Annotated in this window: 23 protein-coding genes and 1 pseudogene; 3 read left to right on the top strand and 21 right to left on the bottom strand. The window is 51.0% G+C overall.

What is annotated here, in order from left to right; translation table 11 throughout:
• Window positions 1–11: 11 nt before the first annotated feature.
• Window positions 12–2,420: a phosphoenolpyruvate synthase gene (gene ppsA / locus A0129_RS01510; protein WP_291711750.1), complete on the bottom strand. Its 2,409-nt coding sequence runs from the start codon at window positions 2,418–2,420 to the stop codon at window positions 12–14.
• Between the two features lie 136 nt (window positions 2,421–2,556).
• Here ppsA and A0129_RS01515 point away from each other — a divergent pair, with 136 nt between their 5' ends.
• On the top strand, window positions 2,557–3,393 hold the full coding sequence (locus tag A0129_RS01515) for a pyruvate, water dikinase regulatory protein (protein WP_291711752.1): 837 nt from the start codon (window positions 2,557–2,559) through the stop codon (window positions 3,391–3,393).
• A gap of 23 nt (window positions 3,394–3,416) precedes the next feature.
• On the opposite strand, the gene A0129_RS01520 is transcribed toward A0129_RS01515, so the two are convergent.
• The 18 genes from A0129_RS01520 to rpsB all read right to left on the bottom strand — a co-directional run bounded on the left by A0129_RS01520 (window position 3,417) and on the right by rpsB (window position 20,487).
• Window positions 3,417–5,096 carry a cryptochrome/deoxyribodipyrimidine photo-lyase family protein gene (locus A0129_RS01520; RefSeq protein ID WP_291711754.1) on the bottom strand — a complete coding sequence of 560 codons (1,680 nt, stop codon included), beginning with the start codon at window positions 5,094–5,096 and terminating at the stop codon, window positions 3,417–3,419.
• A gap of 47 nt (window positions 5,097–5,143) precedes the next feature.
• Window positions 5,144–5,965 (bottom strand): RNA methyltransferase, encoded by an 822-nt coding sequence (locus A0129_RS01525; protein WP_291711756.1) that lies wholly within the window; start codon window positions 5,963–5,965, stop codon window positions 5,144–5,146.
• 8 nt (window positions 5,966–5,973) lie between these two features.
• Window positions 5,974–6,630, bottom strand: a complete 657-nt coding sequence (locus tag A0129_RS01530) for a ribonuclease HII (protein WP_291711759.1) — start codon at window positions 6,628–6,630, stop codon at window positions 5,974–5,976.
• Complete coding sequence (lpxB, locus tag A0129_RS01535) at window positions 6,623–7,792, bottom strand: lipid-A-disaccharide synthase (RefSeq protein ID WP_291711761.1); 1,170 nt, start codon at window positions 7,790–7,792, stop codon at window positions 6,623–6,625. Before lpxB ends, A0129_RS01530 begins: the two co-directional genes overlap by 8 nt.
• Window positions 7,793–7,795: 3 nt before the next feature.
• Window positions 7,796–8,584 carry an acyl-ACP--UDP-N-acetylglucosamine O-acyltransferase gene (gene lpxA, locus A0129_RS01540; protein WP_291711764.1) on the bottom strand — a complete coding sequence of 263 codons (789 nt, stop codon included), beginning with the start codon at window positions 8,582–8,584 and terminating at the stop codon, window positions 7,796–7,798.
• Window positions 8,585–8,597: 13 nt separating this feature from the next.
• Window positions 8,598–9,047 (bottom strand): 3-hydroxyacyl-ACP dehydratase FabZ, encoded by a 450-nt coding sequence (gene fabZ / locus A0129_RS01545; RefSeq protein WP_291711766.1) that lies wholly within the window; start codon window positions 9,045–9,047, stop codon window positions 8,598–8,600.
• Window positions 9,048–9,083: 36 nt separating this feature from the next.
• Window positions 9,084–10,169, bottom strand: coding sequence for a UDP-3-O-(3-hydroxymyristoyl)glucosamine N-acyltransferase (lpxD, locus tag A0129_RS01550; protein WP_291711768.1), 1,086 nt, complete (start codon window positions 10,167–10,169; stop codon window positions 9,084–9,086).
• A gap of 9 nt (window positions 10,170–10,178) precedes the next feature.
• A complete protein-coding gene (locus A0129_RS01555; protein WP_105029115.1) occupies window positions 10,179–10,700 on the bottom strand; it encodes an OmpH family outer membrane protein in 522 nt (173 codons plus the stop codon).
• A 20-nt stretch (window positions 10,701–10,720) separates the two neighbouring features.
• Entirely contained in the window at window positions 10,721–11,593 is an 873-nt protein-coding gene (locus tag A0129_RS01560; RefSeq protein ID WP_367189691.1) for a BamA/TamA family outer membrane protein, read from the bottom strand.
• Entirely contained in the window at window positions 11,556–13,028 is a 1,473-nt protein-coding gene (gene bamA, locus A0129_RS01565) for an outer membrane protein assembly factor BamA (RefSeq protein ID WP_291711771.1), read from the bottom strand. The genes A0129_RS01560 and bamA overlap by 38 nt, the downstream gene beginning before the upstream one ends.
• 51 nt (window positions 13,029–13,079) lie before the next feature.
• The gene (gene rseP / locus A0129_RS01570) at window positions 13,080–14,423 is read right to left on the bottom strand and encodes an RIP metalloprotease RseP (RefSeq protein ID WP_291711773.1); all 1,344 of its coding nucleotides are present in this window, start codon (window positions 14,421–14,423) and stop codon (window positions 13,080–13,082) included.
• Window positions 14,424–14,436: 13 nt separating this feature from the next.
• Window positions 14,437–15,636, bottom strand: coding sequence for a 1-deoxy-D-xylulose-5-phosphate reductoisomerase (dxr, locus tag A0129_RS01575; RefSeq protein WP_291711776.1), 1,200 nt, complete (start codon window positions 15,634–15,636; stop codon window positions 14,437–14,439).
• Between the two features lie 8 nt (window positions 15,637–15,644).
• Window positions 15,645–16,487 (bottom strand): phosphatidate cytidylyltransferase, encoded by an 843-nt coding sequence (locus A0129_RS01580; RefSeq protein WP_291711779.1) that lies wholly within the window; start codon window positions 16,485–16,487, stop codon window positions 15,645–15,647.
• 24 nt (window positions 16,488–16,511) lie between these two features.
• Complete coding sequence (locus tag A0129_RS01585; protein WP_291711782.1) at window positions 16,512–17,300, bottom strand: isoprenyl transferase; 789 nt, start codon at window positions 17,298–17,300, stop codon at window positions 16,512–16,514.
• Window positions 17,301–17,307: 7 nt separating this feature from the next.
• On the bottom strand, window positions 17,308–17,868 hold the full coding sequence (frr, locus tag A0129_RS01590) for a ribosome recycling factor (protein WP_291711785.1): 561 nt from the start codon (window positions 17,866–17,868) through the stop codon (window positions 17,308–17,310).
• Between the two features lie 66 nt (window positions 17,869–17,934).
• Window positions 17,935–18,645: a UMP kinase gene (pyrH, locus tag A0129_RS01595; RefSeq protein ID WP_105029121.1), complete on the bottom strand. Its 711-nt coding sequence runs from the start codon at window positions 18,643–18,645 to the stop codon at window positions 17,935–17,937.
• A 115-nt stretch (window positions 18,646–18,760) separates the two neighbouring features.
• Entirely contained in the window at window positions 18,761–19,651 is an 891-nt protein-coding gene (gene tsf / locus A0129_RS01600) for a translation elongation factor Ts (RefSeq protein ID WP_291711788.1), read from the bottom strand.
• A gap of 80 nt (window positions 19,652–19,731) precedes the next feature.
• Window positions 19,732–20,487: a 30S ribosomal protein S2 gene (rpsB, locus tag A0129_RS01605; RefSeq protein WP_105029123.1), complete on the bottom strand. Its 756-nt coding sequence runs from the start codon at window positions 20,485–20,487 to the stop codon at window positions 19,732–19,734.
• A 195-nt stretch (window positions 20,488–20,682) separates the two neighbouring features.
• Here rpsB and map point away from each other — a divergent pair.
• Both map and A0129_RS01615 read left to right on the top strand, forming a co-directional pair.
• Window positions 20,683–21,504: pseudogene (gene map / locus A0129_RS01610) on the top strand (type I methionyl aminopeptidase); the annotation flags it as partial.
• A 1-nt stretch (window position 21,505) separates the two neighbouring features.
• On the top strand, window positions 21,506–24,115 hold the full coding sequence (locus A0129_RS01615) for a [protein-PII] uridylyltransferase (protein WP_291711791.1): 2,610 nt from the start codon (window positions 21,506–21,508) through the stop codon (window positions 24,113–24,115).
• 35 nt (window positions 24,116–24,150) lie between these two features.
• Here the strand turns inward: A0129_RS01615 and A0129_RS01620 are convergent, their stop codons facing one another.
• The gene (locus A0129_RS01620) at window positions 24,151–24,897 is read right to left on the bottom strand and encodes an S-methyl-5'-thioinosine phosphorylase (RefSeq protein WP_291711794.1); all 747 of its coding nucleotides are present in this window, start codon (window positions 24,895–24,897) and stop codon (window positions 24,151–24,153) included.
• A 3-nt stretch (window positions 24,898–24,900) separates the two neighbouring features.
• The gene (galU, locus tag A0129_RS01625; protein ID WP_291711796.1) at window positions 24,901–25,776 is read right to left on the bottom strand and encodes a UTP--glucose-1-phosphate uridylyltransferase GalU; all 876 of its coding nucleotides are present in this window, start codon (window positions 25,774–25,776) and stop codon (window positions 24,901–24,903) included.
• Window positions 25,777–25,806 lie beyond the last annotated feature (30 nt).

Consider the following 25,806-nt stretch of genomic DNA (forward strand, 5'->3'; position numbering starts at 1 on the left):
GTAACTCCTGTTTACTTTTTGTTGAACTTGTCAGCCAATTTCTGCCAAGTGTCAATCACGGTATCGGGGTTCAAGGAAATCGATTCAATTCCCTCGCCCGCCAGCCACAACGCAAAATCCGGATGATCGGAAGGTCCTTGCCCGCAAATACCCACGTATTTGCCTTTGGATTTGCAAGCCTCGATGGCCTTGCTCAACAGGGCGCGCACGGCAGGGTCTCGTTCGTCGAAATCAGCAGCCAAAATATCCAGCCCTGAATCCCGGTCCAGGCCCAGGGTAAGCTGGGTCAGGTCGTTGGAACCCACCGAGAAACCATCGAAATATTCGAGGAACTGGTCGGCCAGCACTGCATTGGAAGGTACTTCGCACATCATGACCACTTTCAACCCGTTATCGCCGCGCTTCAAACCGTTTCGTGCCAACAGGTCAACCACCCGTGCGGCCTGATTCAAGGTACGAACAAATGGAATCATGATTTGCACATTGTCCAGGCCCATTTGCTCACGAACTCGCTTGAGGGCCAAACATTCCATTTCGAAACACTCTGCGAATTCCTCAGAGATGTATCTGGCTGCGCCGCGGAAGCCGAGCATCGGGTTTTCTTCTTCAGGTTCGTAGCGACTGCCGCCGATCAGCTTGCGGTATTCATTGGACTTGAAATCGGACATGCGAACAATAACCGGCTTTGGGTAGAACGCAGCGGCGATTGTGGCCACGCCCTCCGCCAATTTATCCACAAAAAATGCAACCGGGCTGGCATGGCCACGCGCCACACTTTCCACGGCTTTCTTCAAGTCGGCATCCACGTTCGGATAATCAAGAATTGCTTTCGGGTGAATGCCGATGGCGTTGTTAATAATAAATTCCAAGCGTGCCAAACCAACGCCCTTGTTGGGCAATTGGCAAAACTCAAAGGCCAACTGAGGGTTGCCCACGTTCATCATGATCTTCACAGGAATTTCAGGCAATGCGCCGCGCTTGACTTCACTGACTTCGGTTTCCAGAAGACCTTCGTAAATATAGCCGGTGTCACCTTCGGAGCAGCTAACCGTCACCAGCATGCCTTCCGTGAGTTTCTCGGTGGCATCGCCACAACCTACAACCGCGGGAATACCAAGTTCACGGGCGATAATTGCGGCGTGGCAGGTGCGGCCACCTCGGTTGGTCACAATGGCTGCCGCGCGCTTCATGACTGGTTCCCAGTTGGGGTCGGTCATGTCGGTCACCAAAATGTCGCCGGCCTGTACACGGTCCATTTCCGAAGAATCATTGATCACCCGCACTGAGCCCGCGCCAATCTTCTGACCGATGGCGCGGCCAGAGCTCAGAATCGCAGAGTTGCCTTTGAGTTTGTAGCGCAGCTGCACATCATTGTCTTTTTGGGAATTTACGGTTTCAGGACGAGCTTGCAAAATATAGAGCTTGCCATCGATCCCGTCTTTGCCCCACTCAATATCCATTGGACGGCCATAATGCTTCTCGATGATCATGGCGTACTTGGCCAGTTCGATGACGTCATCGTCATTCAGCGAATAACGGTTACGCTGTTCGGCAGGCACGTCCACGGTGCGAACACTCTTGCCGCTTTCCTTCAACGCATCAAATTCCATCTTGATCAATTTAGATCCAATTTGACGGCGAATGATGGGGTATTTTCCCGCAGCCAATGTGGGCTTGAATACGTAGAACTCATCGGGGTTCACTGCGCCTTGCACCACGGTTTCACCCAATCCGTAGCTGGAAGTGATGAACACCACTTGATCAAATCCGCTTTCAGTGTCCATGGTAAACATGACACCAGAGGCAGCTTTGTCAGAGCGAACCATGCGCTGCACACCTGCACTCAAAGCCACGTCCGCGTGCGCAAATCCTTTGTGTACGCGGTAAGAAATGGCGCGATCGTTGTACAACGAAGCGAACACTTCCTTGATTTTTTCCAGAACATCATCGATGCCCGTCACGTTCAGGAAAGATTCTTGCTGACCGGCAAAAGAAGCATCCGGCAAATCTTCAGCGGTGGCGGAGGAGCGAACAGCCACCGAAATGTCACCGCCGCTTTGAGCCATCATCGTGGCGTAGGCGCTGCGAATTTCCTGTTCGAGATCCGCTGGCAAGGGAGCCTCGACAACCCATTGGCGAATCTCGGCACCTGCTTGGGTCAGTGCGCGAACATCGTCTACGTTCAGGGCGTCCAGCTTGGCGTTGATACGCTCAACCAGATTGTTGGCTTTCAGGAATTCGCGGAAGGCATGGGCTGTGGTGGCAAAGCCGCCAGGCACTCGCACGCCAGTTTCGGCCAATTGGGAGATCATTTCTCCCAAAGACGAGTTTTTACCGCCGACAGTTTCTACATCTTCCATTCGAAGCTTTTCGAATGGCGCAACAAGAGCTGTTGGGCTAACTCCTTGATTTGTTGACATTGATTCACCTTATAGTTCAAAAGAAATAGTGAATGCGGCGATTTGGGAGCACGCGCATCGACTATTTCCCCTGATTTCTTTTTATGATTGTAACTGTAACCCGATCTTTTGCCACCGATACACACAGGATTGATTCATGTCAGAAAATGTAAGCCAGGAGCGCACCGTGGTTTTTGTGTCAGACGGCACTGGCATTACGGCGGAAACCCTCGGCCACTCGGTGTTGTCCCAATTTGAAGGCATACGTTTCAAGCAAATTCGCATTCCCTTTATTGATTCAGAAGTGAAGGCAATTTCAGCCCGACAAAAGATCAATGACATTGCGAAATACGATGGCCAAAAACCCATCGTGTTCAGCACCCTGGTGAACACGGTCATCAACGACGTCGTGAAACAGGCTGATGGTGTGTTCATGGATTTGTTCCTCACCTTTGTGGAACCCTTGGAAAAAGAACTGGACATCAAAAGCACACATCGCATTGGCCGTTCGCACACCATTGCTGACAACGAGCAGTACAAAAACCGCATTGAAGCGATTAACTACACACTGGCGCATGACGATGGTCAAACTCACAAGGACCTACAGGCAGCCGATGTCATTTTGGTGGGTGTTTCCCGGTCTGGTAAAACACCAACCAGCCTTTATCTGGCAATGCAATATGGCATCAAGGCCGCCAATTACCCATTGATTCCAGAGGACTTTGAGCGTGGAGAGTTGCCAGCGGCCCTACCCCCGTTCAAGGACAAGATTTTTGGACTTTCAATATCACCAGAACGCTTGAGCGAGATACGCAACGAGCGACGTCCGGGCAGCAAGTATGCGTCGCTTGAAAATTGCAGGCAAGAAATCCGGGCAGCCGAGTTCATGATGCGCCGAGAGGGAATCAGCTGGCTTAGCTCGACCAGCAAATCCATTGAAGAAATCTCGACCACGATTCTGCAACAATTGAATTTGGGCTCCCCAATTTACTGAGTTTGCGCCTTCATCAATCTGGTTCAAAATAAACTTTGCTGTATATCGGTCTCGATCATTGACTCGTCGGATCGTTTCTTCTGGCTGCGCCGTTTAGGGGTGACACTGCCATTGCGGTTGGGGTTTCTGGAGCCGTGTTTTTCATAAACACGCTGTGATTCCTCCACAAAACCTTTGCGGTGCCTGAATTCGGTAATTTTGGACCGCGCTTTCGAAATGGCTGAGTCGGGATCCACTACAGGCCACGGGTAGTCCACCCCAATCACGCATCCGCACTCTTGCTGAATGAGTTGTGGCGTATTCCAGGGCTCCCCTATCCATGGATCGGGGATGTTTTTCAGCTCTGGTATCCAGCGCCTGATGAACACTCCTTTGGGATCATGATCTTTGGCTTGTTTCACCGGGTTGTAAATGCGCAAGGTGTTAATACCTGTGACGCCCGACTGCATTTGAAATTGCGGGTAGTGAATGCCAGGCTCGTAGTCGAGAAATTCACGCGCCAACATGGGCGCCGTGTGTCGCCAATCCAGCCAGAGTTGGTAAGACGCAAATGCCACAAGCATGGCACGCATGCGGAAGTTAACCCAACCCGTGGCGCGCAACATTCGCATGCAGGCATCCACCATGGGAAAACCGGTACGCCCTTCTATCCAGGCCAGTGCTTTTTGATTTTCTTCCGGGCCAAGCTCGGCGAAATTGCGCATGGCATTCAAACCACGATGGGCTGATCGAAATTCAAGCTCGGGTTCGCTTTCCAGTTTTTGAATGAAGTGGCAATGCCAATGCAAACGGCTCTCGAACGATTTCAGGGATTGCTTCCACTGTGTTTGTGCTTTGGGTGACAATCCGCTTTCTGCCAGTTGCTGACGGGCCAAGCCCAATGCCTCCAGCACTTCCCGAATGGAAATGACACCAAAAGCAAGGTAAGGCGACAGGCGTGAGCAGGCTGACTCAGCGCTCAAGGGGCTGGACATCTCAAAACGGTAGTTCATACCGCGCTCATTCAAAAACTCCTTCAAACAGGCCTGTGCCTGTTGGCGCCCACCACGTTGACGTAAAGCCTTGTCAGTTAAATGTTTCGGGTAAAAATGTACAAATTGTGCCCATTGCGGCCAAAGTGAACGGTTTAGCTGCACACAAGGCAATCCGTTGACTTCCAGCTTTTCTTGCAATTGTTGGGGAAAGTCAAACCAGGTGACTTGGGGTAATTCTGAAAAATCCGGTACCGGCAGCAGGGGTTTACGCATGGTGTCCAGCCACAACTTACCCCATTCATCGCGATTTTTTAGCCTGCGTATCACTGCATTGTTTTGGAATTCAAACCAAGGTATCGACTCGCGTTCACACCAGACCCTCACTTCCTTGTCACGCTCATAGCTGGCCCAATTACCTGTTTCCTCATGGCTGTAAATGGTGATTCGCTCGTAGCACAAGGTCAGTGTTTGCAAGGCCACAGTGGCATTGGCTTTGGCCAGCAGCAAAGGCACGTGCTCTGGCATTTGCTCCGCCAATTCCTGTAGACACTCACGGGCAAACTCAAAATGTTGTGGGGCACTGTCGGGCTGCTTGATCAGTTTGGGTTCAAGGCAATACAAGGCGGCGACGCAACCCTGATTGTCCCTGGCGGATGCGATCGCCGCATGCCAGGGAGCATGGTCGCTCAGGCGTAGGTCTTTTTTCAGCCAAACAAGGTGCAAGTGCATGCAGCGAAATCCAGATACCACTGTTTAAGTGTACAGTGTATTTGATTTTACCGCCTTTGCCTGAATTGTTCAAACAAACACACTGCGCTGCTGCTGCCTACATTCAGGCTTTCAATGGTCTGGCTTTGTGGAATTCGAATGTGTTCGCTGGCGCGGTCCAGCCAGGCTTGACTAACGCCCTGCCCCTCGCTGCCGAATACCCACACACCCGCAGGCCTTAAATTGGCGTTGAACAGGTCAACGCTTTTGGGATGCAGGCTGGTCACGCGCACCGGTGTTTTTAGTGCGGCTGCTGAAAGTGCCTTCAGCAAGTCATCCTCAGCATACAGCTGCAAGCCGAACTGGGCACCCATGCCTGCTCGCAGCACCTTGTCACTCCATACCCACGCGCTGTGGTTGCTCAAAGCCACTTGGTGAACCCCTGCTGCTGCACAATTTCGCAACAAGGTGCCCACATTGCCTGGATCTTGAATGCCATCCAGTAAGGCGATATCCCGATTTAAGTCAATGGCAGCGCTGGCGTCCACAGGCTTAAAAAAGATCATTGGCCCGGTGGGAGTGCTCAGTTTGCTAAGCTTTGAATAAAGTGCATCGCTAAGCACCAAACAGCGCACCTCTCCGTTGTTCAGCACATCGCTCAGGGCCGACATGGTTAACCATTCAGGCTTGTTCAACAAACTTTGAGGAATCCAGACCGATTCGATGTGCACACCCGGCAGGTGCAGAAGTATTTCAGCGAGGTGTAATCCCTCGGCAGCGGCCAGGCCGCTGTTGCGTAGCGTGTGGTTTGAATTCAGCAATTTGATGGCTGTTTTTAGCCGCTCATTCTGTGCCGATTCAATGAGCATGAAGTTGCGTTCGTAACTCATGATTTTCCTTAGAACGACAAGTTCTGCTGCGTCCGCTCCAAGGCTTCTCTCACAGGACGGAACGATTTTCGGTGAACCTGGGTTGCTCCGTGTTTTGCCAGCAAAGCCATGTGGCGTGCGGTGGGGTAGCCCATGTGCACATCCAGTTCATACTGTGGGTATTGCAACGCATGGGTTTTACACCATTCGTCGCGAGCTACTTTGGCCAGAATTGAAGCGGCTGAAATGGCAGGAACTTTGGTATCCCCTTTTACTACAGCCACCGCTCGGTAGGACCATTTTGGTAATTTGTTGCCGTCCACCGCAATCAAACACTGCTCTGGCCTCAGGGCGGCTTGCTGAACTACCAAATCAACCGCTCGCCACATGGCCAACAAACTGGCTTGAAGTATATTCAACTGATCAATTTCCTCTACAGAGGCCTGAGCCACAGCGCATGCCCTGGCATGCGCGTGAATTGCGCTCGCAAGCGCGTCTCGCTTCTTGGCGGTGAGTGTTTTTGAACAGGCCAACCCTTCGATGGTATTGGGCTGCTCCAGTAATGCTGCACCGGCAACTACTGGTCCACACAATGGGCCGCGACCCGCTTCATCTACACCAATGACCAGCAAACCATGTTGTGAAGCATAGGCCTGTATTTCAAGCCAATCCTGAAATTCAACCATTCATCACCTGCTGAATAACACGGCTGGCAATTTCTCCAGAAGGTTTTAACAAACGTTGGTGTTGTTCTGCAAAGGCCGTCTGAAGCCGATCACGATTGGCGTCATTGTCGAGTTGGAACAATGCTTCATTGGCCAGCGCAGTGGGCGTCGCACGATCCTGCAGTAGTTCAGGCACCGCAAATTCATTCACCAAAATGTTGGGCAATCCGACATAAGGCTGATAACCCTTGCCTTTCATCATTTGGTAGCTTAGCCAGGGCATTTTGTAGGCAATGACCATGGGTTTGCGGTACATCATCGCTTCGAGCGTGGCGGTGCCGCTGGCCAACATCACTGCATCGGCTGCGGCCATGCATTCATGAGACTTGCCTTCGATCAATGTCCAGCGATCCAGTAGCTGTACAGGGATCATGGTTCTGAACATGTCGAGCAATTTACTGGCCGGTGGCATGGGTGTTACAAAACGCAAGTCTGGCTTTTGTTTGAGTAATTCAATGCAGGCTTGAACAAATGCGGGGCCAATGTGTTTGACTTCGGCACCACGGCTACCGGGCAACACAGCCAGTAATTGCCCCTCGCGTTGCAAACCCAGGCCAGCGCGATACGCAATCGGGTCGATTGTTTCGGGTACCAGTGCAGCCATGGGGTGGCCAATATAGGTGGCTGAAATTCCCTCCTTGGCTAAAATTTCAGGCTCAAATGGGAAAATGCACAACACATGGCTGCAGGCAGCTTTTATCTTGTGAATTCGCTCCATGCGCCACGCCCAAATAGATGGGCACACCACATGGACCGTGGGCACACCGGTCTCCCGCAAGGCCAATTCTAGGTTTAAATTGAAATCGGGAGCGTCTACACCCACAAATACCTTAGGGCGATTGGCCGTTGACCAATGCTGAATGAGATTTCTGCGCATTTTCAGTAAACGCGGCAAATGGCGCAACACCTCGACATAGCCCCGCACCGACAACTCCTCGGAACCGTGCAAGGGTTTCACACCCAAATCACGAAGCTTGGGGCCTGCAATACCTTCCATTGACAGCGTTTGGGTTTGGATCAAATGCTCAATGGCCAAGGCGCCTATCCAGTCTCCTGAGGCCTCGCCCACGGCAATCGCCAGGTCCACAGGCTGAGTGCTGTAAGGTGTACGGGTGTACGCCATGGCTTAACGAATGATGCCGCGAGTGGCTTCGTCAAGAAATGCTTTCATTTGAACAAGGTGTGGCTTTGCGTCGTCGGGTGCGGCAGTGGCCAGGGAATCAATGGCTTCTTTTGCCTCCGCGATGCTTAGCCCCTGACGATAAATCGCCTTGTAGGCACGTTTGATATTCAAAATCGCGTCCGGTGAAAAGCCTCTTCGTTTCAACCCTTCCGAATTGATTCCAGCGGGCGCAGCCGGGTAACCAGCGGCCATCACGAAGGGAGGAACGTCTTGCATCAGCTTGGTTTGAAATGCTGTCATGGCATGGTCGCCCACGCGAATGAATTGGTGTACGCCACTCATGCCACCGAGAATAACCCAGTCACCAATAATGACGTGGCCTGCCAGTTGTACGCTGTTGGCGATGATGGTGTTGCTTCCAATGTGGCAGTCGTGCGCAATGTGCACATACGCCATAATCCAGTTGTCGTTGGTCATGGTGGTTTTGCCACCATCCTGCACGGTGCCCGTATTAAAAGTGCAGTATTCCCGAACCGTATTTCGGTCGCCAATAATCAGTTCAGTGGGTTCCCCTTTGTATTTTTTGTCTTGTGGGTCTCCGCCAATGGTGGCCGAGCCATGAAATACATTGTCCTCACCAATGGTGGTGTGGCCACTGATAATCATGTGGGGCCCCACTTTGGTACGCGCACCGATTTTGACATGGGGGCCAATGACCGAAAACGGACCAACCTCCACTGTACTATCGAGCTCAGCCTTCGGATCAACTATTGCAGATGCATGTATGGGCATTTAAACGTGTTCCTTACACTTCGCGGGCCGTGCACATCAAGTCAGCAAGCGCGACCACATTGCCATCCACCAGCGCTTTCGCGGCGTACTTCCAGATACCACGCGAAACACGCTCCACCTGAACATCCAGCATCAACACATCACCAGGCACCACGGGGCGCTTGAAACGACAATTGTCGATACCCACGAAGTAATACACCAGGTTCTTGTCGGGCGCGGCTTCCATGGATTTAAACGACAGCAGCCCAGCGGCCTGCGCCAAGGCTTCCATGATCAACACGCCAGGCATGACCGGATGAATCGGAAAGTGCCCTGGAAAGAATGGCTCGTTGTAGGTCACGTTTTTCTGGGCAAGAATTCGAACATTGGGTTCAAGCTCGAGCACTCGATCCACGAGCACAAAAGGGTAACGGTGCGGCAAATTTTCCAAAATGCCTTTGATGTCCATAACTGGCGTATTCATAGCTTCTGAGTTCACACTTTTAATTTGGGTTTATTGTTATTTCAGCTTATTCTTCAATTCACGCACTTCGCCGCGCAACTTGAGTAATTGTTTGAGAGTTACCGCAGTTTTCTCCCAATCCTTGTGCTCTTGCAAGGGGAATATCCCGGTGAAAGCACCCGGTTCCTTAATACTGCTCATGACCACCGACGCCCCGGACACATGGGTTCCATCCGGAATATTGAGGTGACCGAACACCATGGCGGCACCGCCCACCGTGCAACGCGCGCCAATACTAGTACTGCCTGCAATGCCGACGCAGCCGGCCATGGCGGAGTGCTCTCCCACCGTCACATTGTGAGCGATCTGGATTTGATTATCCAGCTTCACGCCGAAACCGATTAGGGTGTCATCCAGAGCACCACGATCAATGGTGGTGTTGGCACCAATTTCCACATGGTCTGCAATCAGCACCCGACCCACCTGCGGTATTTTGACCCAGGTCCCCTTTTCATTGGCAAAGCCAAAACCGTCTGCACCGATCACCACGCCAGCATGCACGACACAATTCGATCCTATCTTGCATTCGTCGTACACCGTTGCATTGGGATAAATACGGGTGTTTGCACCCACTTCAACATGGCTGCCAAGAACAACACCCGCTTCAATCCGGCTACCCTCACCCACCCTGGTATTAGCGCCAATCACGCAATTGGCCGCAATCGTCGCACTGGATGCAATTGTGGCTGATGGATCTACAACCGCTCTCGGATGAATGCCTGGGGCAGGTTTGAACTCACTATTGGCTACCCACCACTGTTGTACCTTGGCATAGTACAAATACGGGTCATTGACCAGCCATGCCAATGTGGTGGGGACGGAACCGGTGCTGTCTTTGAGATATTGGCAAAGCGACTCAAACTGGGATTCCCGAACAAGAACCACAGCCGCTTTGCTTGAAAGCAATTGATCGCGAAATTTGGGGTTGGCCAGGAAGCCGAGGTGTGTCGCCCCTGCATTCTCCAGAGGCTGGATTCCTGCCAGGCGAATGTCGTCTGGGAGCGCTGGTTCACCACCAAACGAAGCCAGACGACCGCCAAACTGATCAAGTAGCGCACTGAGCTTCGTTTCAATAAAATTCATTGACGCAGTTTACTTCGCGTTATCCAAGCTGCTGAGAACTTGGTCTGTGATGTCGATACGCTTGTTGGCATAAACTGCTTCCTGGAAAATGATGTCGTAATTTTCCTTTTCGGCAATTTGACGAATTACGCGATTGGCGCGTTCGACCAACTCACCCACAACCTGATTCTTGCGTTGTGCCAGGTCCTCTTCAAACTCGCGGCGCTTGCGCTGAAAATCTCGATCCATTTCGGCCAGATCACGCTGACGACGTACCTTCTCTGCTTCCGGCAAAGTAATTGCATCTTTGTCCAGCTTGGTGGCCTCGGCTTTCACCTTGGTGGCCAGGTCTTCCAGTTCTTTCTGACGCTTGGAAAAATCACGTTCCAGTTTCTTTTGTGATTCAACAGCAAACTTGGAATCACGCAGAATGCGCTCTGTATTTACAAATCCAATCTTTGTTGCTGCCTGAGCGTGGGACATAGTCGGCAGTACAACCGCCAACGACAAAGCACTACCAATCAACAATTTTTTCACACTATTCAAAACCATTCTCCAATATTTGTTCGAATTTAGAAGCCAGTACCAATCGTGAACTGAACACGTTGGGTTTCGTCTTGTGGCTCCCGGTTCAGCGGCACGCCCAAACTGAACTTCAAAGGCCCAACTGGCGACAGCCAGGAAATACCCACACCGGTTGAGTAACGCAGTTCACCAAACTTGATTTTTTCATTGGTTTGGAACACGTTACCTGCATCAAAGAAGGTAAACGCCCTGAAGGTACGGTCTTTTGACATACCTGGGATCGGGAAGAAAAACTCTGCATTCGCAATAACGCGCTTGGAGCCACCAATGGGTACATTGTCAGCATCGCGTGGCCCCAGCGTGGACGAGCGATAGCCTCTGACAGTACCAATACCACCTGCATACACATTGCGGAAAATCGGGTAAGGCGAGTCGCCCAAACCAAAACCACCTGTTACCTCACCATTCAAGGCCAGGGTGTACAGCTTGCCAATCGGGAAATAAAACTGTTCCTGGTAAGTGGTGCGAATAAACTCTTGATCGCCAAGGGGGGTTGCGTATTCAGCGGTCAATCGGGTTACACGACCGCGTGTCGGGGCAATGGCCGAGTCGCGTGAGTCAAATGAGTATCCAGCGTTGAGCAAAACGGCATAACTCGAATTGCCAAAGTCGTTCACATAGCGCTGAAAGCGATCTGGGCTGAATGGGCCCACTTCAAGGTCTGTACCTTCGTAACCCGCTCCGAACGAAATACGCTCAAATTCGCTAATTGGATAACCAAAGCGCAGGCCTGCACCTGTGGTTTCAATGATGTAGTCACCCAGATTCAACTCGCTGGGGTCTGTGCGGCGGTTGTATACCTCGAAGCTGCGGGAAACCCCGTCAATCGTGAAGTATGGGTCTGTCTGGGAAAACGATATTGTGCGGTTGACCTTGCTCGTGTTTTAACTCCAGGCCGACTGTTTTACCGGTTCCAAACAGGTTTTGCTGCTGAATGGCTGCCGACAGCACCAAGCTATCGGTACTTGAGATACCTGCACCCAGCAAGAGGTTGCCAGTCGGTTTTTTCTCAACTTGCATGTTTACATCGATTTGATCCGATGTGCCAGGTACCGGTTGGGTTTCGATATCCACGTTGGAGAAATAACCCAAACGATCCACGCGCTCCTTGGACAGCTGAATTTTTCTGGAGTCGTACCAGGACGATTCGAACTGACGGAATTCACGGCGAATCACTTCATCCTTGGTGCGGGTGTTGCCGCCCACATTCATGCGGCGAACATACACCCGTTTGCCGGTGTCCACTGCCATGTTGATGTTCACTACCCGTTTTTCACGATCGATGTCGGGAATCACATTGGCATTGGCAAATGCGTAGCCATAATTACCCAAGCGGTCCTGAATGGCTTTGGAGCTGTCCGTCAACAATTCGCCATTGAAGGTCTCGCCTTTCTTCATCTTGATCAGCGAACGCAACTCATCGTCGCGCCCCAGTAATTGACCAGAGAGCTCAATGTCGCCGAAGGTGAATTTCTCGCCTTCCTTGATGGTGATGGTAATGAAGATGTCTTGCTTGTTGGGCGCAATTTGAACCTGAGTGTTCTCGATGCTGAAATCGGCATAACCGCGGTTCAAGTAAAAGGAGCGTAGCTTTTCAATGTCTCCACTCAACTTTTGCCGGGAATACTGATCATTCTTGCTGTACCACGACATCCAGCCGCCAGTGCTCAGCTCGAACTCCTCCAGCAGTTCCTCTTCCTCGAAGTCTTTTGCCCCCAGAATCTTCAACTGCTTGATTGAGGCTGATTCGCCCTCATCGATGTTAAACGTAATACCAACGCGATTACGGGCCAGTTGGTCAACACGGGTTTGGACCTGCGCGCCATATTTGCTTCGGGACAGGTATTGGCGCTTCAATTCCTGCTCCGCCTTGTCAAGAAGCGATCTGTCAAAAATCAGGGATTCACCAATACCGACGCCCTTCAGCGCCTCTTTGAGGGTTTCTTTGTCGAATTCTTTGGTCCCGTTGATTTCGACGGAGGCAATTGCCGGTCTCTCAACCACGGTAACCACCAATACGTCACCTTTGGCAGAAATTTTGACATCTTCAAAAAATCCGGTTGCAAAAAGTGAACGGATAGCCTGTAAGGCTTTTTCGTCGGTGAAGGTGTCACCCACGCGAATGGGCAGGTAACTGAATACCGTGCCCGCCTCAGTGCGGCGAAGGCCCTCAACCTCGATGTCTTTCACCACAAACTGGGTTGCCTGGGCGTGCACAACGCCCACCGACAAAGCACAGGTGGCCACGACTGGGTAAACCAAGCGCGCTGGAAACAGAGTACTTCTTATTGTCATTCAGATCGTTCCTACCAGCCCCGTAAGGCTGGAACCAATATGTGAAGGCCCTTAGAAAATTAGCCTTTGTATATCATTAAAAAAAGCAACACTGGTTAATATGCCAATCAGCAAAATACCCAGTTTTTGACCTCGAATCTGCCAAACTTCATCAACTGGCTTGCCTCTGACGATTTCGGCCAAATAATACATCAAGTGTCCGCCGTCCAAGAGAGGGATTGGCAAAAGATTCAAAATGCCTAGGCTAACAGAAACCATGGCAAGAAAACCGAAAAAAGGAAGAATCCCGAGGCTAGATGATTCACCTGCAGCCGATGCAATGGACACCGGTCCGCTCAGGTGGTTCCAGGACAAATCACCGGTCACCATTTTACCCAAGGCGGCCAGCGAAAATACGCTGACTTCAATCATTCTACCGGTGCCCTCAATGATCGATTCAATCGGATTCAGGGGATGACTCACAACCACTGACTCGCCACCAATGGACAGACCAAGCCGGCCGATGATCTCGCCGTTGTCAAGTCGAGTTCGCTCAGGCACAGCCATTAAGCTGATGTCCTGTTCATTGCGACGAATTCGCACCGTGGTCTCCAATGCTGCGCGTTCTTTGATCAAGGTGGTAAATTGGGCGGAGGTTTCAACAGGAATACCATCTACGCTTAGTATTTGATCCTTGACTAAAAAACCGGCGCCTGCTGCCGCACTACCCTCGCTCACGGCCCGGACGATTACACTTTTCTCGATTGGGGAAAAACCGAGTTCACGTGTCAACGATGGCCCTAACTCCGCTTCAATTGCCGACGATTGAATGGGTTCGAGAAATAATTCATATCCGCCGCGATTGACTTTAATCGTCACATCATCTCGGAAAAGACGAGCCTTGATCAGTGCCCACGACACCTCATTCCAATTCTTGGTCCGATCACCATTGACCTCGGTGATTTCATCACCACTCATCAAACCCGCACTTGCAGCAACCGTATTGAGGGGCGGCTGAGAGACCTGCGTGGCCAGCCCCATAGGTTGCATGTAAGCCAAAAAGCCGTAGATGAGCGCCGCAAGAATGAGGTTGGCCAAAGGGCCGGCCAGTACAATGGCGATGCGCTGACCAACGGGTTTGCGGTTGAATGATTCAGAGAGATCGATGTCATGACCCTTTAAACTATCCGGGTCACGCTCATCCAGCATTCGCACGTAGCCACCCAAAGGAATCCAGGAAACCGTCCATTCCACCTTGGTTTTCCTGTTAATCCACCGAAATATTGGCTTGCCAAAGCCCACGGAAAACCGAATGACCCTCACCCCATAGAAGCGGGCAACCGAATAGTGGCCATACTCATGGATGAAAACCAGAATACCGAGGGCAATCAGGAATGAAACAATTGAATTCAGCATTTAAATCCTGTGTTTAAAACTTTTCGGCGCGTTCGGTTGCAAATGCGCGCACCTCAACGTCCAGTGCAAAGGCATCATCGAGGTTTGTAATCGAGGTTGACGCGAAACGGGACATACACATTTGGGTCAACTTCACAATGTCCATATAAGCAATCTTTTCGTTCAAAAACAAGTCCACAGCTATTTCATTGGCTGCATTGAACACTGGCGCCATGGTGTCAGGTTTTTCCAATACATCAAACGCAAGTTTCAGCATCGGGAAGCGACTCAAATCGGGTTCTTCGAAGTCGAGTTTTCCCAAGGTGGCCAAATTCAAACGTGGTGAACCGGATTCAATTCGATCCGGCAGACCCAAAACATGGGCAATCGGCGTTCGCATGTCAGGACAACCCAATTGAGCCAGCATGCTGCCGTCGCGGTACTCCACCAATGAGTGAACGATTGATTGTGGATGAACCAACACAGAGAGTTGCCTGGCGGGCAATCCGAATAACCACAAAGCTTCGATCAACTCCAGTCCTTTGTTCGCCATGGTGGCGCTGTCCACTGAAATTTTTCTTCCCATGACCCAATTTGGATGCGCTATCGCTTGGGCAGGACTGACTTGAGAAAGTTCCGCGAGGCTTTTGCTCCTGAAAGGGCCCCCAGATGCGGTTAAGATCAACCTTTCTACACCGTATTCGGATGCCTTGCTCAAATCATAATCCGCGGGCAAACACTGATAAATCGCATTGTGTTCGGAATCGACGGGCAATATTGTCGCGCCGGAGCGCAAACAGGCTTGAATCATGAACTGCCCGGCAAGAACAAGCGACTCTTTGTTGGCCAACAGCACCCGCTTGCCGGCCTGTAGCGCGCTGAGCGTTGGTTTTAGCCCCGCAGAGCCCACGATTGCAGCCACAACAACATCAACTTGCTGGCTTTGACAAAGCGATTCCAGTTCTCCCTGACCACCGATTTCGGGAAGATAGCCGAGTTGTTCGCGAAGCTTCGCGCTGAAACCTGAGGCGTGCCACTGATCCAGTGCCGTGCTGTCGCAAATAATCAATGCTTTGGGGCGATGAGTGCAGGCCTGTGAATACAACAACTCAATGTTTTTCCCCGCAGCCAGGCCATACACTTGAAAGCGATCAGGATGCCTTGCGATCACATCAAGAGTATTGACACCAATGGTGCCTGTGGCGCCCAAAATTAGTAAATTCTGCAAATCCATTGTTCAACTCAAGCCACAATTGCACTAACCAGCAAAATTGCGAGGGGCAACACCGGCAATTGCGCATCAATCCTGTCGAGAACGCCTCCATGACCGGGCAACAGTTGACTGCTGTCCTTCAACCCTGCCCTTCGTTTGAGCATGGATTCAAACAGGTCACCCACCACACTGTACGCACTTAATACAATCAACCAGAAAGTGAACACCATGGGGTGCCACCGATCATAGGCCATGGCCTGCCAGGTGTTTTCCAACTCCGGATAAGTCGCCGACAACGAAACAATCAACCAACTCAGTGCCACAACACTGAGCGCCCCGCCAATTGCCCCCTCCCAGCTTTTTCCTGGAGAAATACGCGGTGCAAGTTTCCGTTTGCCAAAGGTTTTCCCAAAGAAATAGGCAAAGATGTCAGCAGCAAAACAAATGGCAATGGTGCTGAGCAGAAAAACAACGCCGTAGGTCTTTGTGATGACCAGTGCCAGACCGGCCGCAGCAATGAGAACAAACCCGACCAGACCGTACAAACCCTTGTGGGCCAGCAACCCAACTGATACGTTTCGAAGGCACCACGGTGCAAACGCAACCCAAAACACACTGGCCACAGCCAGTAGAGGAAAAGCCTGAGTTTGCAAGTCGAGCAAACGTTCGAGAAGAACACAGAGCAAGCCCCCCGCAACTGCATAGGCCACGGCTTGGGTGGATCCAAAAAGACCGAGGCGTGCCCATTCCCAGAATGCACCCACCAACACCGTCAATATGAACAGGTTCCAGCCGATTTCGCCGCCATACATCAGAACTACTAGCAACACGATCAGCAGGATCACAGCGGTGATCACACGCGTTCTAAGCATGATATGTCTCGATTGAGAACCGAATCACTTGGCAGATTGCCGAACATTGGCCGCAGGTGGCTGAATTTGCTCGGAGGTTCGACCAAAGCGTCGTTCTCTGTTGTTATAGGAATCGATGGCCTCAAGCAGCATCGGCTTGCCGAAATCGGGCCAAAACTTATCTGTGAAATAAAATTCAGTGTACGCCAACTGCCATAACAGGAAATTGGATACTCGTTGTTCACCACCTGTGCGTATAAAAAGGTCTGGCTCAGGGCTACCTTGAAGACACAAATGCCTGGAAAGATCTGTTTCTGAAATTTGATCCGGGTTGTTGATCAACTCGGGATTGCTTTTCAGCATGTTTTTTGTCGCCTGAAGAATATCCCAGCGACCACCATAATTGGCAGCAATATTAAGGTATAGCCGGGTATTGTTCTTGGTCAGATCCTGCGCTGAAGCAATAGCAGCCTGCAATTCGGGCTCGAAGGCGGTAGTGTCGCCAATAATTCGAAGGCAAATGTTCTCACGGTGCATGGCCTCGACATCCTTGCGCAGCACACGTATGAACAGGCGCATCAGCAGGCTGACTTCCTCGGGCGGCCGGCGCCAATTCTCGGAAGAAAAAGCAAACAGCGTGAGGTGCTCCACTCCCAATTCACAACAAGCCTGAACGGTACGTCTTACCGCATCCACCCCTCGCTTATGCCCGGCGAATCGGGGCATCAGTCGGCTTTTGGCCCAACGGCCGTTTCCATCCATCACGATTGCAACGTGCTTTGGAATGTTGGATGTGCTAGGCACATCCAGGGTCGAGCTGGTGTAGACGGTCATGAACGACTTAAACCGTCATGATTTCAGCTTCTTTGGACTGCAAAACCTGATCGACTTCAGACACAAACTTGTCGGTCAATTTTTGAATATCCGCCTGAGCGCGGCGCTCGTCGTCCTCAGAAATCTCCTTGTCGCTAACCAAGCGTTTCAGTGCTTCATTGGCGTCGCGACGGAGGTTGCGAATCGCCACCTTGGTTTGCTCGCCTTCCCCTTTGATGAATTTGGTGAGTTCCCTGCGTCGCTCTTCGGTCAGTGCGGGCATGGGAACGCGAATGGTTTCACCCATCGATGCCGGGTTCAAACCGAGATCCGATTCACGAATTGCCTTTTCGACGGCATTGGCCATATTTTTTTCCCAAGGCTGAACCACGATGGTCCTGGCATCGGCCAGGCTCAGGTTGGCAACCTGTGATATGGGCACCATGGAACCATAGTAATCAACTTGAACATGATCCAGAATACCGGTATGGGCGCGCCCAGTGCGTACTTTCTGCAAATCGGTTTTCAGGGATTCAATGGATTTCACCATTTTTTCTTCAGTCGTTTTACGAATGTTTGCAACGCTCATGATTGAATTCTCACTGCCTTAGTGGATTAATTAGAAGATTAATCAGTCGATTGAGTGGTCAGTTAGTTACATGTGCACCAAGGTGCCCTCGTTTTCACCTGCAACCGCGCGGTGCAACGCACCCGGTTTGTTGATGGAAAATACCCGAATCGGGAGTTTTTGGTCTCGACACAGGGCGAAAGCCGTTGCATCCATGACCTCGAGGTTTTTTGAAATGGCTTCATTGAACGAAATTCTTTCATACCGGGTGGCCGTTGGATCTTTGTTGGGATCCGCGGTATAGATTCCGTCCACTTTGGTGGCCTTTAGCACCACCTCTGCACCAATTTCAGAACCTCTCAATGCCGCTGCCGTGTCGGTTGTAAAAAATGGGTTTCCGGTTCCCGCTGCGAATATGACGACCTTGCCTTCTTCGAGATAGCGAATTGCCTTGGGACGAATGTAGGGTTCAACAACCTGCTCAATGTTGAGCGCTGACTGCACCCTTGCTTCAACTCCAGCACGCCGGAACGCGTCCTGCAATGCCAATGCATTCATCACGGTGGCCATCATGCCCATGTAATCCGCCGTAGCCCTGTCCATGCCCGCGGCGCCAGGGGCAATTCCTCGGAAAATATTGCCACCACCGATAACAACTGCCAATTCCACTCCTGATGCGGAGACTTCTGCAACTTCAGCAACCATTCTTTCAATGGTTTGACGGTTGATGCCGTAGGAGTCTTCGCCCATCAGGGCTTCGCCTGACAATTTGAGTAACACACGTTTGTATGCTGTCATTCAAGCCTCTTATTGGATCACTGTCAGGATTCTATAACGTAAAGTACAAAACTTCGTAGGCGTATAAATAAAAAGGGGTTTCCCGTATCGAGAAACCCCTCTTCACGCAAAGGAATTAACGGCCAGCGGCAGCGGCAGCAGCTTGTGCGGCAACTTCAGCGGCGAAATCGTTGACCTTCTTTTCAATGCCTTCACCGACGATGAACAGATCAAAGCCGTTGACTTCGCTACCCTTGCTCTTCAGCATGGCTTCAACAGTCAGCTTGTCGTCTTTCACAAAAGGCTGAGACAACAGTGCGACTTCCTTCAAGAACTTCTTGATAGAACCCTCAACCATCTTCTCGGCGATATCGGCCGGCTTGCCGGATTCTTCCGCTTTGGCCTTGGCCACAGAGCGCTCACGGTCGATGTCTTCCTGAGGTACGCCACTTTCATGCAAGGCCTTGGGCTTTGTCGCCGCAATGTGCAGGGCGACGTCTTTGCCCACGTTTTCATCGGAGCCGGTGTAATCAACCAGCACGCCAATTTTGCCGCCGTGGATGTATGAACTCAGGCTGCCTTTGGCTTCCACGCGCTTGAATCGGCGCACAGACATGTTTTCGCCGATCTTGCCGATCAAAGCGGATCGAACAGTTTCAACAGTACCGTCACCCAAAGGCAAGGCAGATAGTGCTTCAACATTGGCTGGGTTGTGGTCAGCAATCAACTTGGCTACATTGGCCACGAAGGCCAGGAAGTCATCGTTCTTGGCCACGAAGTCAGTTTCACAGTTAACTTCTACAATTGTTCCCAACTTATTGGAATCATTAATATAAATACCGATCAGGCCTTCAGCTGTTACGCGGGTGGCTGCCTTGCTGGCTTTGCTGCCCAGTTTGACGCGCAAAATTTCTTCGGCCTTGTCCATGTCGCCGGCGGCTTCAGTCAGTGCTTTCTTGCATTCCATCATGGGCGCGTCTGTTTTCTCGCGCAGTACTTTAACCATTGCTGCTGTAATTTCAGCCATTGAATTTCTCCTTAAGTCGAATTCTGAATTAGACAAAAAAAAGGGGCGATTGATCGCCCCATCGGAAGGCAAAGGCCAAATTAGCCTTCGGCTCCCTCTTCAGACACTTCAACGAAGTCGTCGCCGCCTTTAATGGCTTCAACCACATCATTTACAGCCTGGTCGCGGCCTGCCAATACGGCATCAGCTACGGAACGGGCGTACAAACGAATGGCGCGGGCAGAGTCATCGTTGCCGGGAACAATGTAGCTAACGCCTGCTGGTGAGTGGTTGGTGTCCACAACACCCACTACCGGAATGCCAAGCTTTTCGGCTTCGGTAATTGCAATCTTGTGATATCCGACGTCGCACACGAAAATTGCGTCAGGCAAAGTGGGCATGTCTTTGATGCCACCGATTGACTGGTTCAGCTTTTCGAGTTCACGGGCGAACATCAGCGCTTCTTTTTTGGACATGCGCTCTGTGCCACCGTCAGCGATAATCGCTTCCATGTCTTTCAGGCGCTTGATCGATGTTTTTACGGTTTTGAAGTTGGTCAACATACCGCCCAGCCAACGCTGGTCAACATAGGGCATGCCACAACGCTGTGCTTCTTCAGCGATGATTTCTTTGGCTTGACGCTTGGTGCATACAAACAGGATGTTGCCGCGATTGGCTGACAGGCGCTTCACGAATTTCAGCGCATCGTCGAGCATTACGACGGTTTTTTCCAGGTTGATAATGTGGATTTTGTTACGATGGCCGTAAATGTATGGGGCCATTTTTGGGTTCCAGAAGCGAGTTTGGTGGCCAAAGTGGCAACCAGCTTCCAGCATTTCGCGCATTGATGCTGCCATGAATTTCTCCAGTATAGACAGGGTTGAATGGGTTTGTACTGGGCCAGCACTGGGTTTAAAAACCAACAAAAACTAGCACCCTGTCGCACAAACCATTAAATTTACTCTTGAGCGTCAACTAACCAAGCCAGTTAGCCATAGCGCCAGAGCAGCCCGAGATTATACTCGGTTAAAATACGTTAGCTCAAGCAGGAATTAAACAAAACCATGGATATTGTGATTAAAAACGAGCACGACATTGAAAAAATGCGTGTTGCTGGCCGATTGGCCTCAGAAGTGCTGGATTTTATCGGTCCACACGTGGTGGCAGGCATTACCACCGAAGAACTCGATAGGCTTTGCCACGATTACATGGTCAATGTACAGGGGACCATACCCGCCCCGTTGAATTATGCGCCACCGGGCTATACGCCCTACCCCAAATCAATTTGTACATCGGTCAACCATCAAATTTGTCACGGAGTACCCGGCCCTAAAAAGCTGAAGAACGGCGACATTATCAATATCGATATCACAGTCATCAAAGACGGTTATCACGGTGACACCAGTCGCATGTTTATCGTGGGCGAAGGCTCGCTTGCCGCGAGAAGATTGTGTGAAATTACCTTCGAAGCCATGTGGATTGGTATTGAACAAGTGCGACCAGGCGCAACCTTGGGTGACGTTGGCGCTGCGATTCAGAAATTTGCGGAGGGCTTCGGCTACTCGGTAGTTCGGGAATTTTGTGGCCATGGCATTGGCACCAAGTTTCATGAAGAACCACAGGTGCTGCACTATGGCAAGCCTGGCACGGGAGTGAGGTTGCAAGAAGGCATGATTTTCACCATCGAACCCATGCTGAATGCGGGCCGCCGGGAGATCAAGGAAATGCCGGATGGCTGGACCATTGTGACCAAAGACCACAGTTTGTCGGCACAGTGGGAGCACACGGTGCTGGTCACAGCGGATGGCTATGAGATTCTGACTCAGTCGGCAGGCACTCCGGCAAACCCTCGTTTGAAAACACAGGCAGCTTGATTTGAGCAACAAACCAGTGATTGCGGCCAATGATTCAGCCGCGCCCGACCTCAATGCGGTACGGATCCGCATTAAAACCCAATTAAAAAGCCAGGCACATCACTGGCTTACTCCGTTTGACCAAAATACACCCGCCTCTGCTGTTGAATCAGTGCTGAAAAAACGCTGTATTTCTGTGGATGAGGCTTTGGTGTCTTTGTGGCAGTCGCTTGAAATGCCAGAGGAATACAGCTTGGTCGCTGTGGGTGGCTACGGCCGAGGTGAACTGTTTCCCTTCTCAGATGTGGACGTGTTGATCCTGATTGATCAGGAGCCCAACGAGGTGAACACGGAAAAGCTGGAGACTTTTTGTGGCTCTGGTTGGGATATTGGTCTTGAAATTGGACATAGCGTTAGAACACCCGACCAATGTATCGAAGAGGCCAGCAAGGACATTACGGTTCAAACAGCACTGGTTGAATCTCGACTGCTCGTAGGAAACAGGCAGAATTTCAAAACACTATCCGCTAGTCTTAAGAGGTTACTTGAGGTAAAAACCTTCTTCCGCAAGAAAACCCTGGAACTCAGGCAGCGCCATGCCAAATACCAGGAAACCCCCTACAGCCTGGAACCCAACTGCAAAGAAAGCCCGGGAGGCCTTCGAGACCTTCACGTCATATTGTGGGTATGTCGGGCTGCCAATCTGGGCAACAGCTGGGCTGAAATGGCCAAGAAGGGCTTGATCACTCCATTTGAAGCGGCGAAGCTGAGAAACAACGAGAGAACGCTCAAGAAAATCCGATATCAGTTACATGTCACCACTGGTCGCCGGGAAGACAGGCTTGTCTATGATGTGCAAACCCAGTTGGCCGAGTCTTTGGGTTACCGCCCTACTGCTGCGAAACGTTCAAGTGAACAACTAATGCAACAGTATTATTTGGCTGCCAAGGCAGTCATGCAACTCAACACTATATTGCTTCAAAACATCGAGTTGTCGATTTTCGGAGCCAACGCTGAGCCTGTGGTAATCGACGATGAGTTCCAGGAAACAGATTCCTTGCTGGACATCAGAAATGACGACGTGTTTGCCAATAACCCGTCGGCGATGCTTCGCGCCTTCATCGTGATGCAGCAGAACCCCCGGTTAAAGGGTATGAGTGCAAGAATGTTGCGCCAGTTGTGGCACAGCAGAGTCAAAATCAACAGCGATTTCAGAAAAAACCCGGTCAACAAAGCGTTGTTTATCGAGTTTTTCAAGCAACCACAGGGCATCGTTCACGAATTGCGGCGTATGAACGAGACCAGCGTGCTGGGTAGATATCTACCCGTGTTCCGGAAAATTGTGGGGCAAATGCAGCATGACTTGTTTCACGTCTACACGGTAGACCAGCATATTTTGACAGTCGTGCGTAATTTGCGCCGATTTACGATGGCTGAACATGCCCACGAGTACCCGTATTGCAGTCAATTGATGGCCAATTTCGATGATCATTGGCTTTTGTACATTGCTGCTTTGTTTCATGATGTGGCCAAAGGCCGGGGCGGCGATCACAGTGTTTTGGGTGAGGTGGATGCTCGCAAGTTTTGTAAAGACCATGGATTGAATCAGGAGAACACAGACCTGATTGCTTTTCTGGTGAAGCATCATTTGACGATGTCAAACACCGCCCAGAAAAAAGACCTTTCGGATGTGGAAGTACTGAAAGAGTTTGCAGCGCTGGTGAAAACTCCACGCAATTTGACGGCCCTGTACTTGCTGACAGTGGCCGATATCCGCGGCACCAGTCCAAAGGTTTGGAATGCATGGAAGGGTAAACTGCTGGAGGACCTTTACCGTCTGACATTGAAGTATTTGGGAGGTGAGGCACCCAATCATCGACAAATGCTCGCAGAACAACAGGCCGAGGCACGCCGAATCCTTCGGTTGTACGCACTCTCAGATGACGTTCAGGACAAACTGTGGGCGCAGCTCGATGTGTCGTATTTTCTTCGGCAAGGACCCAGCGACATTGCCTGGCACACAAGGCATTTGTATTGGCGAGTGGATGCAGAGCAGCCCATCGTCAAGGCTCGCCTGTCGCCTATTGGGGAAGGCTTGGAGTTGATGGTTTATACCCGGGACGAGATGGACTTGTTTGCACGCATTTGCGGATACTTTGATTCCAAAAATCTCAGTATTCTGGATGCAAAAATTCATACCACTTCTCATGGCTATGCTTTGGATTCTTTTTCGATTCAACACGACAGCCATAATGAGTTTTACCGTGAAACCCTGTCGCTGTTGGAGGCGGAACTTCAAGACAGGCTGATCAAGCGTCAACCACTTGAACCACCGGTCTTCGGAAGAATGTCCAGGCAATCCCGACATTTTCCGGTACGCCCCTCGGTGGACCTAAAGCCGGATGAAAAAGGCAATCAATATTTGTTGACAGTATCAGCCACAGACCGCACTGGCCTGCTTTACTCCATTACGCGCCTGCTGGCCCAATACAAGGTCAATGTACAAACTGCCAAAATCATGACATTGGGTGAACGGGCTGAAGATACTTTCTTGTTGTATGGGCAGTCTCTGAGTTCGGGAAAACTTCAAATTCAATTGGAAGCAGATCTCCTGGAATTACTTTCAATTTGAGACTGATGAAGGGGTAGACAGAACACCCTGCCCCTTTATTCATCGTGCAGTTGTACCATCGATTTGATGATTCCCATGACCCGGCCCATCCCCTCGTGTACCGTCTTGCTGATTTGGGCATGGGAAATCTCTTGTGCACTTTCACCTACGCCTGCAGCCTGGTTAACCACCAAAGCGAGATGTGCATAAGGTATTTCAAGTTCACGGGCCAGACTGGCCTCAGGCATGCCGGTCATGCCCACAATGTCCGCGCCATCGCGCGCCAAACGCCTTACTTCCGCTGCAGTTTCAAGGCGAGGGCCTTGGGTACAGGCGTAACAACCGCCCTGCACCACTTGCTCGCCTACAGAGTCAGCAGCAAGACACAAGGATGTTCGCAGCGCCTGATCGTACGGCCACGTGAAGTCGATGTGTTGAACAGCTTGATTGTCGCCTTCGAAAAAAGTAGAGCTACGCCCGTGCGTATAGTCGAGGATTTGATCAGGGACCACCAACTGCCCAGGTTTTAAATCTGGGCGAATACCACCCACTGAAGCCACTGACAAAATACCGTCAATATTCAACTGGGACAAAGCCCAAATATTGGCTCTGTAGTTGATTTGATGCGGAGCGATGGTGTGCCCATAACCATGGCGTGCGAGAAATACAATTTCATGACCGGCCAGAATACCGATCGTAAGCGCACCGGATGGTTCGCCATAAGGTGTGCGCTGAACCTTTCGCATGGTGATTTCAAAACCAGGCAATTGGCTTAAGCCACTTCCACCCAACACTGCGTACATGTTTTATTTCCTGTCTTTAAGGTATTGAGCGAACTCTGCCGCGACTTCATGATGCTTAAGGCCAAGTTCCACAGTAGCCTTCAGGTAACCCATTTTTGAACCACAATCGAAGCGTGTTCCCGTGAATCGATAGGCCAATACCGGTTGGTCTTCAAGCAGTGAGGCGATACCGTCCGTCAACTGTATTTCTCCGCCAGCACCTTTACCCGTTTTTCGAATGTGATCAAAAATTTGAGAATTCAGCACATAGCGACCTACCACAGCGAGATTGGTTGGTGCATCTTTGGGGTCTGGCTTTTCCACAATTGCATTCACCCGTTCGGAACGATTGTTCCAGGGGGTGCTGGACACAATGCCGTAGGACTTGGTTTCAGCAGGATCCACTTCTTGAACGGCCAATACACTGGCGTGTTCGCGCTCGAAGACTTTCACCATTTGGTGAGTCACCGAGGGGGTGCCTTTGTCCACATCCATCAGGTCGTCAGCCAACAGCACAGCAAAGGGTTCAGTGCCCACTACGGGCTCTGCACAAAGCACCGCGTGACCAAGTCCCAAAGGCTCCATTTGACGAATGTAAATGCAATTTACATGGCTAGGTACGATATTTTTTACAATTTCAAGCAACGCCGTTTTGCCACGAGCTTGCAATTCTGCTTCGAGTTCATAGGCCTTGTCGAAATGATCCTCAATCGAGCGCTTGCTTCGACCTGTGATGAACACAAGCTCGCTCAAACCTGCCTCAAGTGCTTCTTCGACTGCATATTGAATCAGCGGTTTGTCGACCACCGGCATCATTTCTTTGGGGCTTGCTTTGGTGGCAGGCAGAAATCGGGTACCCATACCCGCAACAGGAAACACAGCTTTTCTAACTCGGGTCATGGCCAGTCACTCCATAGTCTTCGAAAGGAA

This window comes from Limnobacter sp. CACIAM 66H1 (assembly GCF_001601825.1).
Lineage (GTDB): Bacteria > Pseudomonadota > Gammaproteobacteria > Burkholderiales > Burkholderiaceae_B > Limnobacter.

Coding starts and splice junctions, on each gene's coding strand:
- ppsA (WP_291711750.1), bottom strand. CDS start 2,420: ATGTCAACAAATCAAGGAGTTAGCCCAACAGCTCTTGTTGCGCCATTC.
- A0129_RS01515 (WP_291711752.1), top strand. CDS start 2,557: ATGTCAGAAAATGTAAGCCAGGAGCGCACCGTGGTTTTTGTGTCAGAC.
- A0129_RS01520 (WP_291711754.1), bottom strand. CDS start 5,096: ATGCACTTGCACCTTGTTTGGCTGAAAAAAGACCTACGCCTGAGCGAC.
- A0129_RS01525 (WP_291711756.1), bottom strand. CDS start 5,965: ATGAGTTACGAACGCAACTTCATGCTCATTGAATCGGCACAGAATGAG.
- A0129_RS01530 (WP_291711759.1), bottom strand. CDS start 6,630: ATGGTTGAATTTCAGGATTGGCTTGAAATACAGGCCTATGCTTCACAA.
- lpxB (WP_291711761.1), bottom strand. CDS start 7,792: ATGGCGTACACCCGTACACCTTACAGCACTCAGCCTGTGGACCTGGCG.
- lpxA (WP_291711764.1), bottom strand. CDS start 8,584: ATGCCCATACATGCATCTGCAATAGTTGATCCGAAGGCTGAGCTCGAT.
- fabZ (WP_291711766.1), bottom strand. CDS start 9,047: ATGAATACGCCAGTTATGGACATCAAAGGCATTTTGGAAAATTTGCCG.
- lpxD (WP_291711768.1), bottom strand. CDS start 10,169: ATGAATTTTATTGAAACGAAGCTCAGTGCGCTACTTGATCAGTTTGGC.
- A0129_RS01555 (WP_105029115.1), bottom strand. CDS start 10,700: ATGGTTTTGAATAGTGTGAAAAAATTGTTGATTGGTAGTGCTTTGTCG.
- bamA (WP_291711771.1), bottom strand. CDS start 13,028: ATGACAATAAGAAGTACTCTGTTTCCAGCGCGCTTGGTTTACCCAGTC.
- rseP (WP_291711773.1), bottom strand. CDS start 14,423: ATGCTGAATTCAATTGTTTCATTCCTGATTGCCCTCGGTATTCTGGTT.
- dxr (WP_291711776.1), bottom strand. CDS start 15,636: ATGGATTTGCAGAATTTACTAATTTTGGGCGCCACAGGCACCATTGGT.
- A0129_RS01580 (WP_291711779.1), bottom strand. CDS start 16,487: ATGCTTAGAACGCGTGTGATCACCGCTGTGATCCTGCTGATCGTGTTG.
- A0129_RS01585 (WP_291711782.1), bottom strand. CDS start 17,300: ATGACCGTCTACACCAGCTCGACCCTGGATGTGCCTAGCACATCCAAC.
- frr (WP_291711785.1), bottom strand. CDS start 17,868: ATGAGCGTTGCAAACATTCGTAAAACGACTGAAGAAAAAATGGTGAAA.
- pyrH (WP_105029121.1), bottom strand. CDS start 18,645: ATGACAGCATACAAACGTGTGTTACTCAAATTGTCAGGCGAAGCCCTG.
- tsf (WP_291711788.1), bottom strand. CDS start 19,651: ATGGCTGAAATTACAGCAGCAATGGTTAAAGTACTGCGCGAGAAAACA.
- rpsB (WP_105029123.1), bottom strand. CDS start 20,487: ATGGCAGCATCAATGCGCGAAATGCTGGAAGCTGGTTGCCACTTTGGC.
- A0129_RS01620 (WP_291711794.1), bottom strand. CDS start 24,897: ATGTACGCAGTGTTGGGTGGAAGTGGCTTAAGCCAATTGCCTGGTTTT.
- galU (WP_291711796.1), bottom strand. CDS start 25,776: ATGACCCGAGTTAGAAAAGCTGTGTTTCCTGTTGCGGGTATGGGTACC.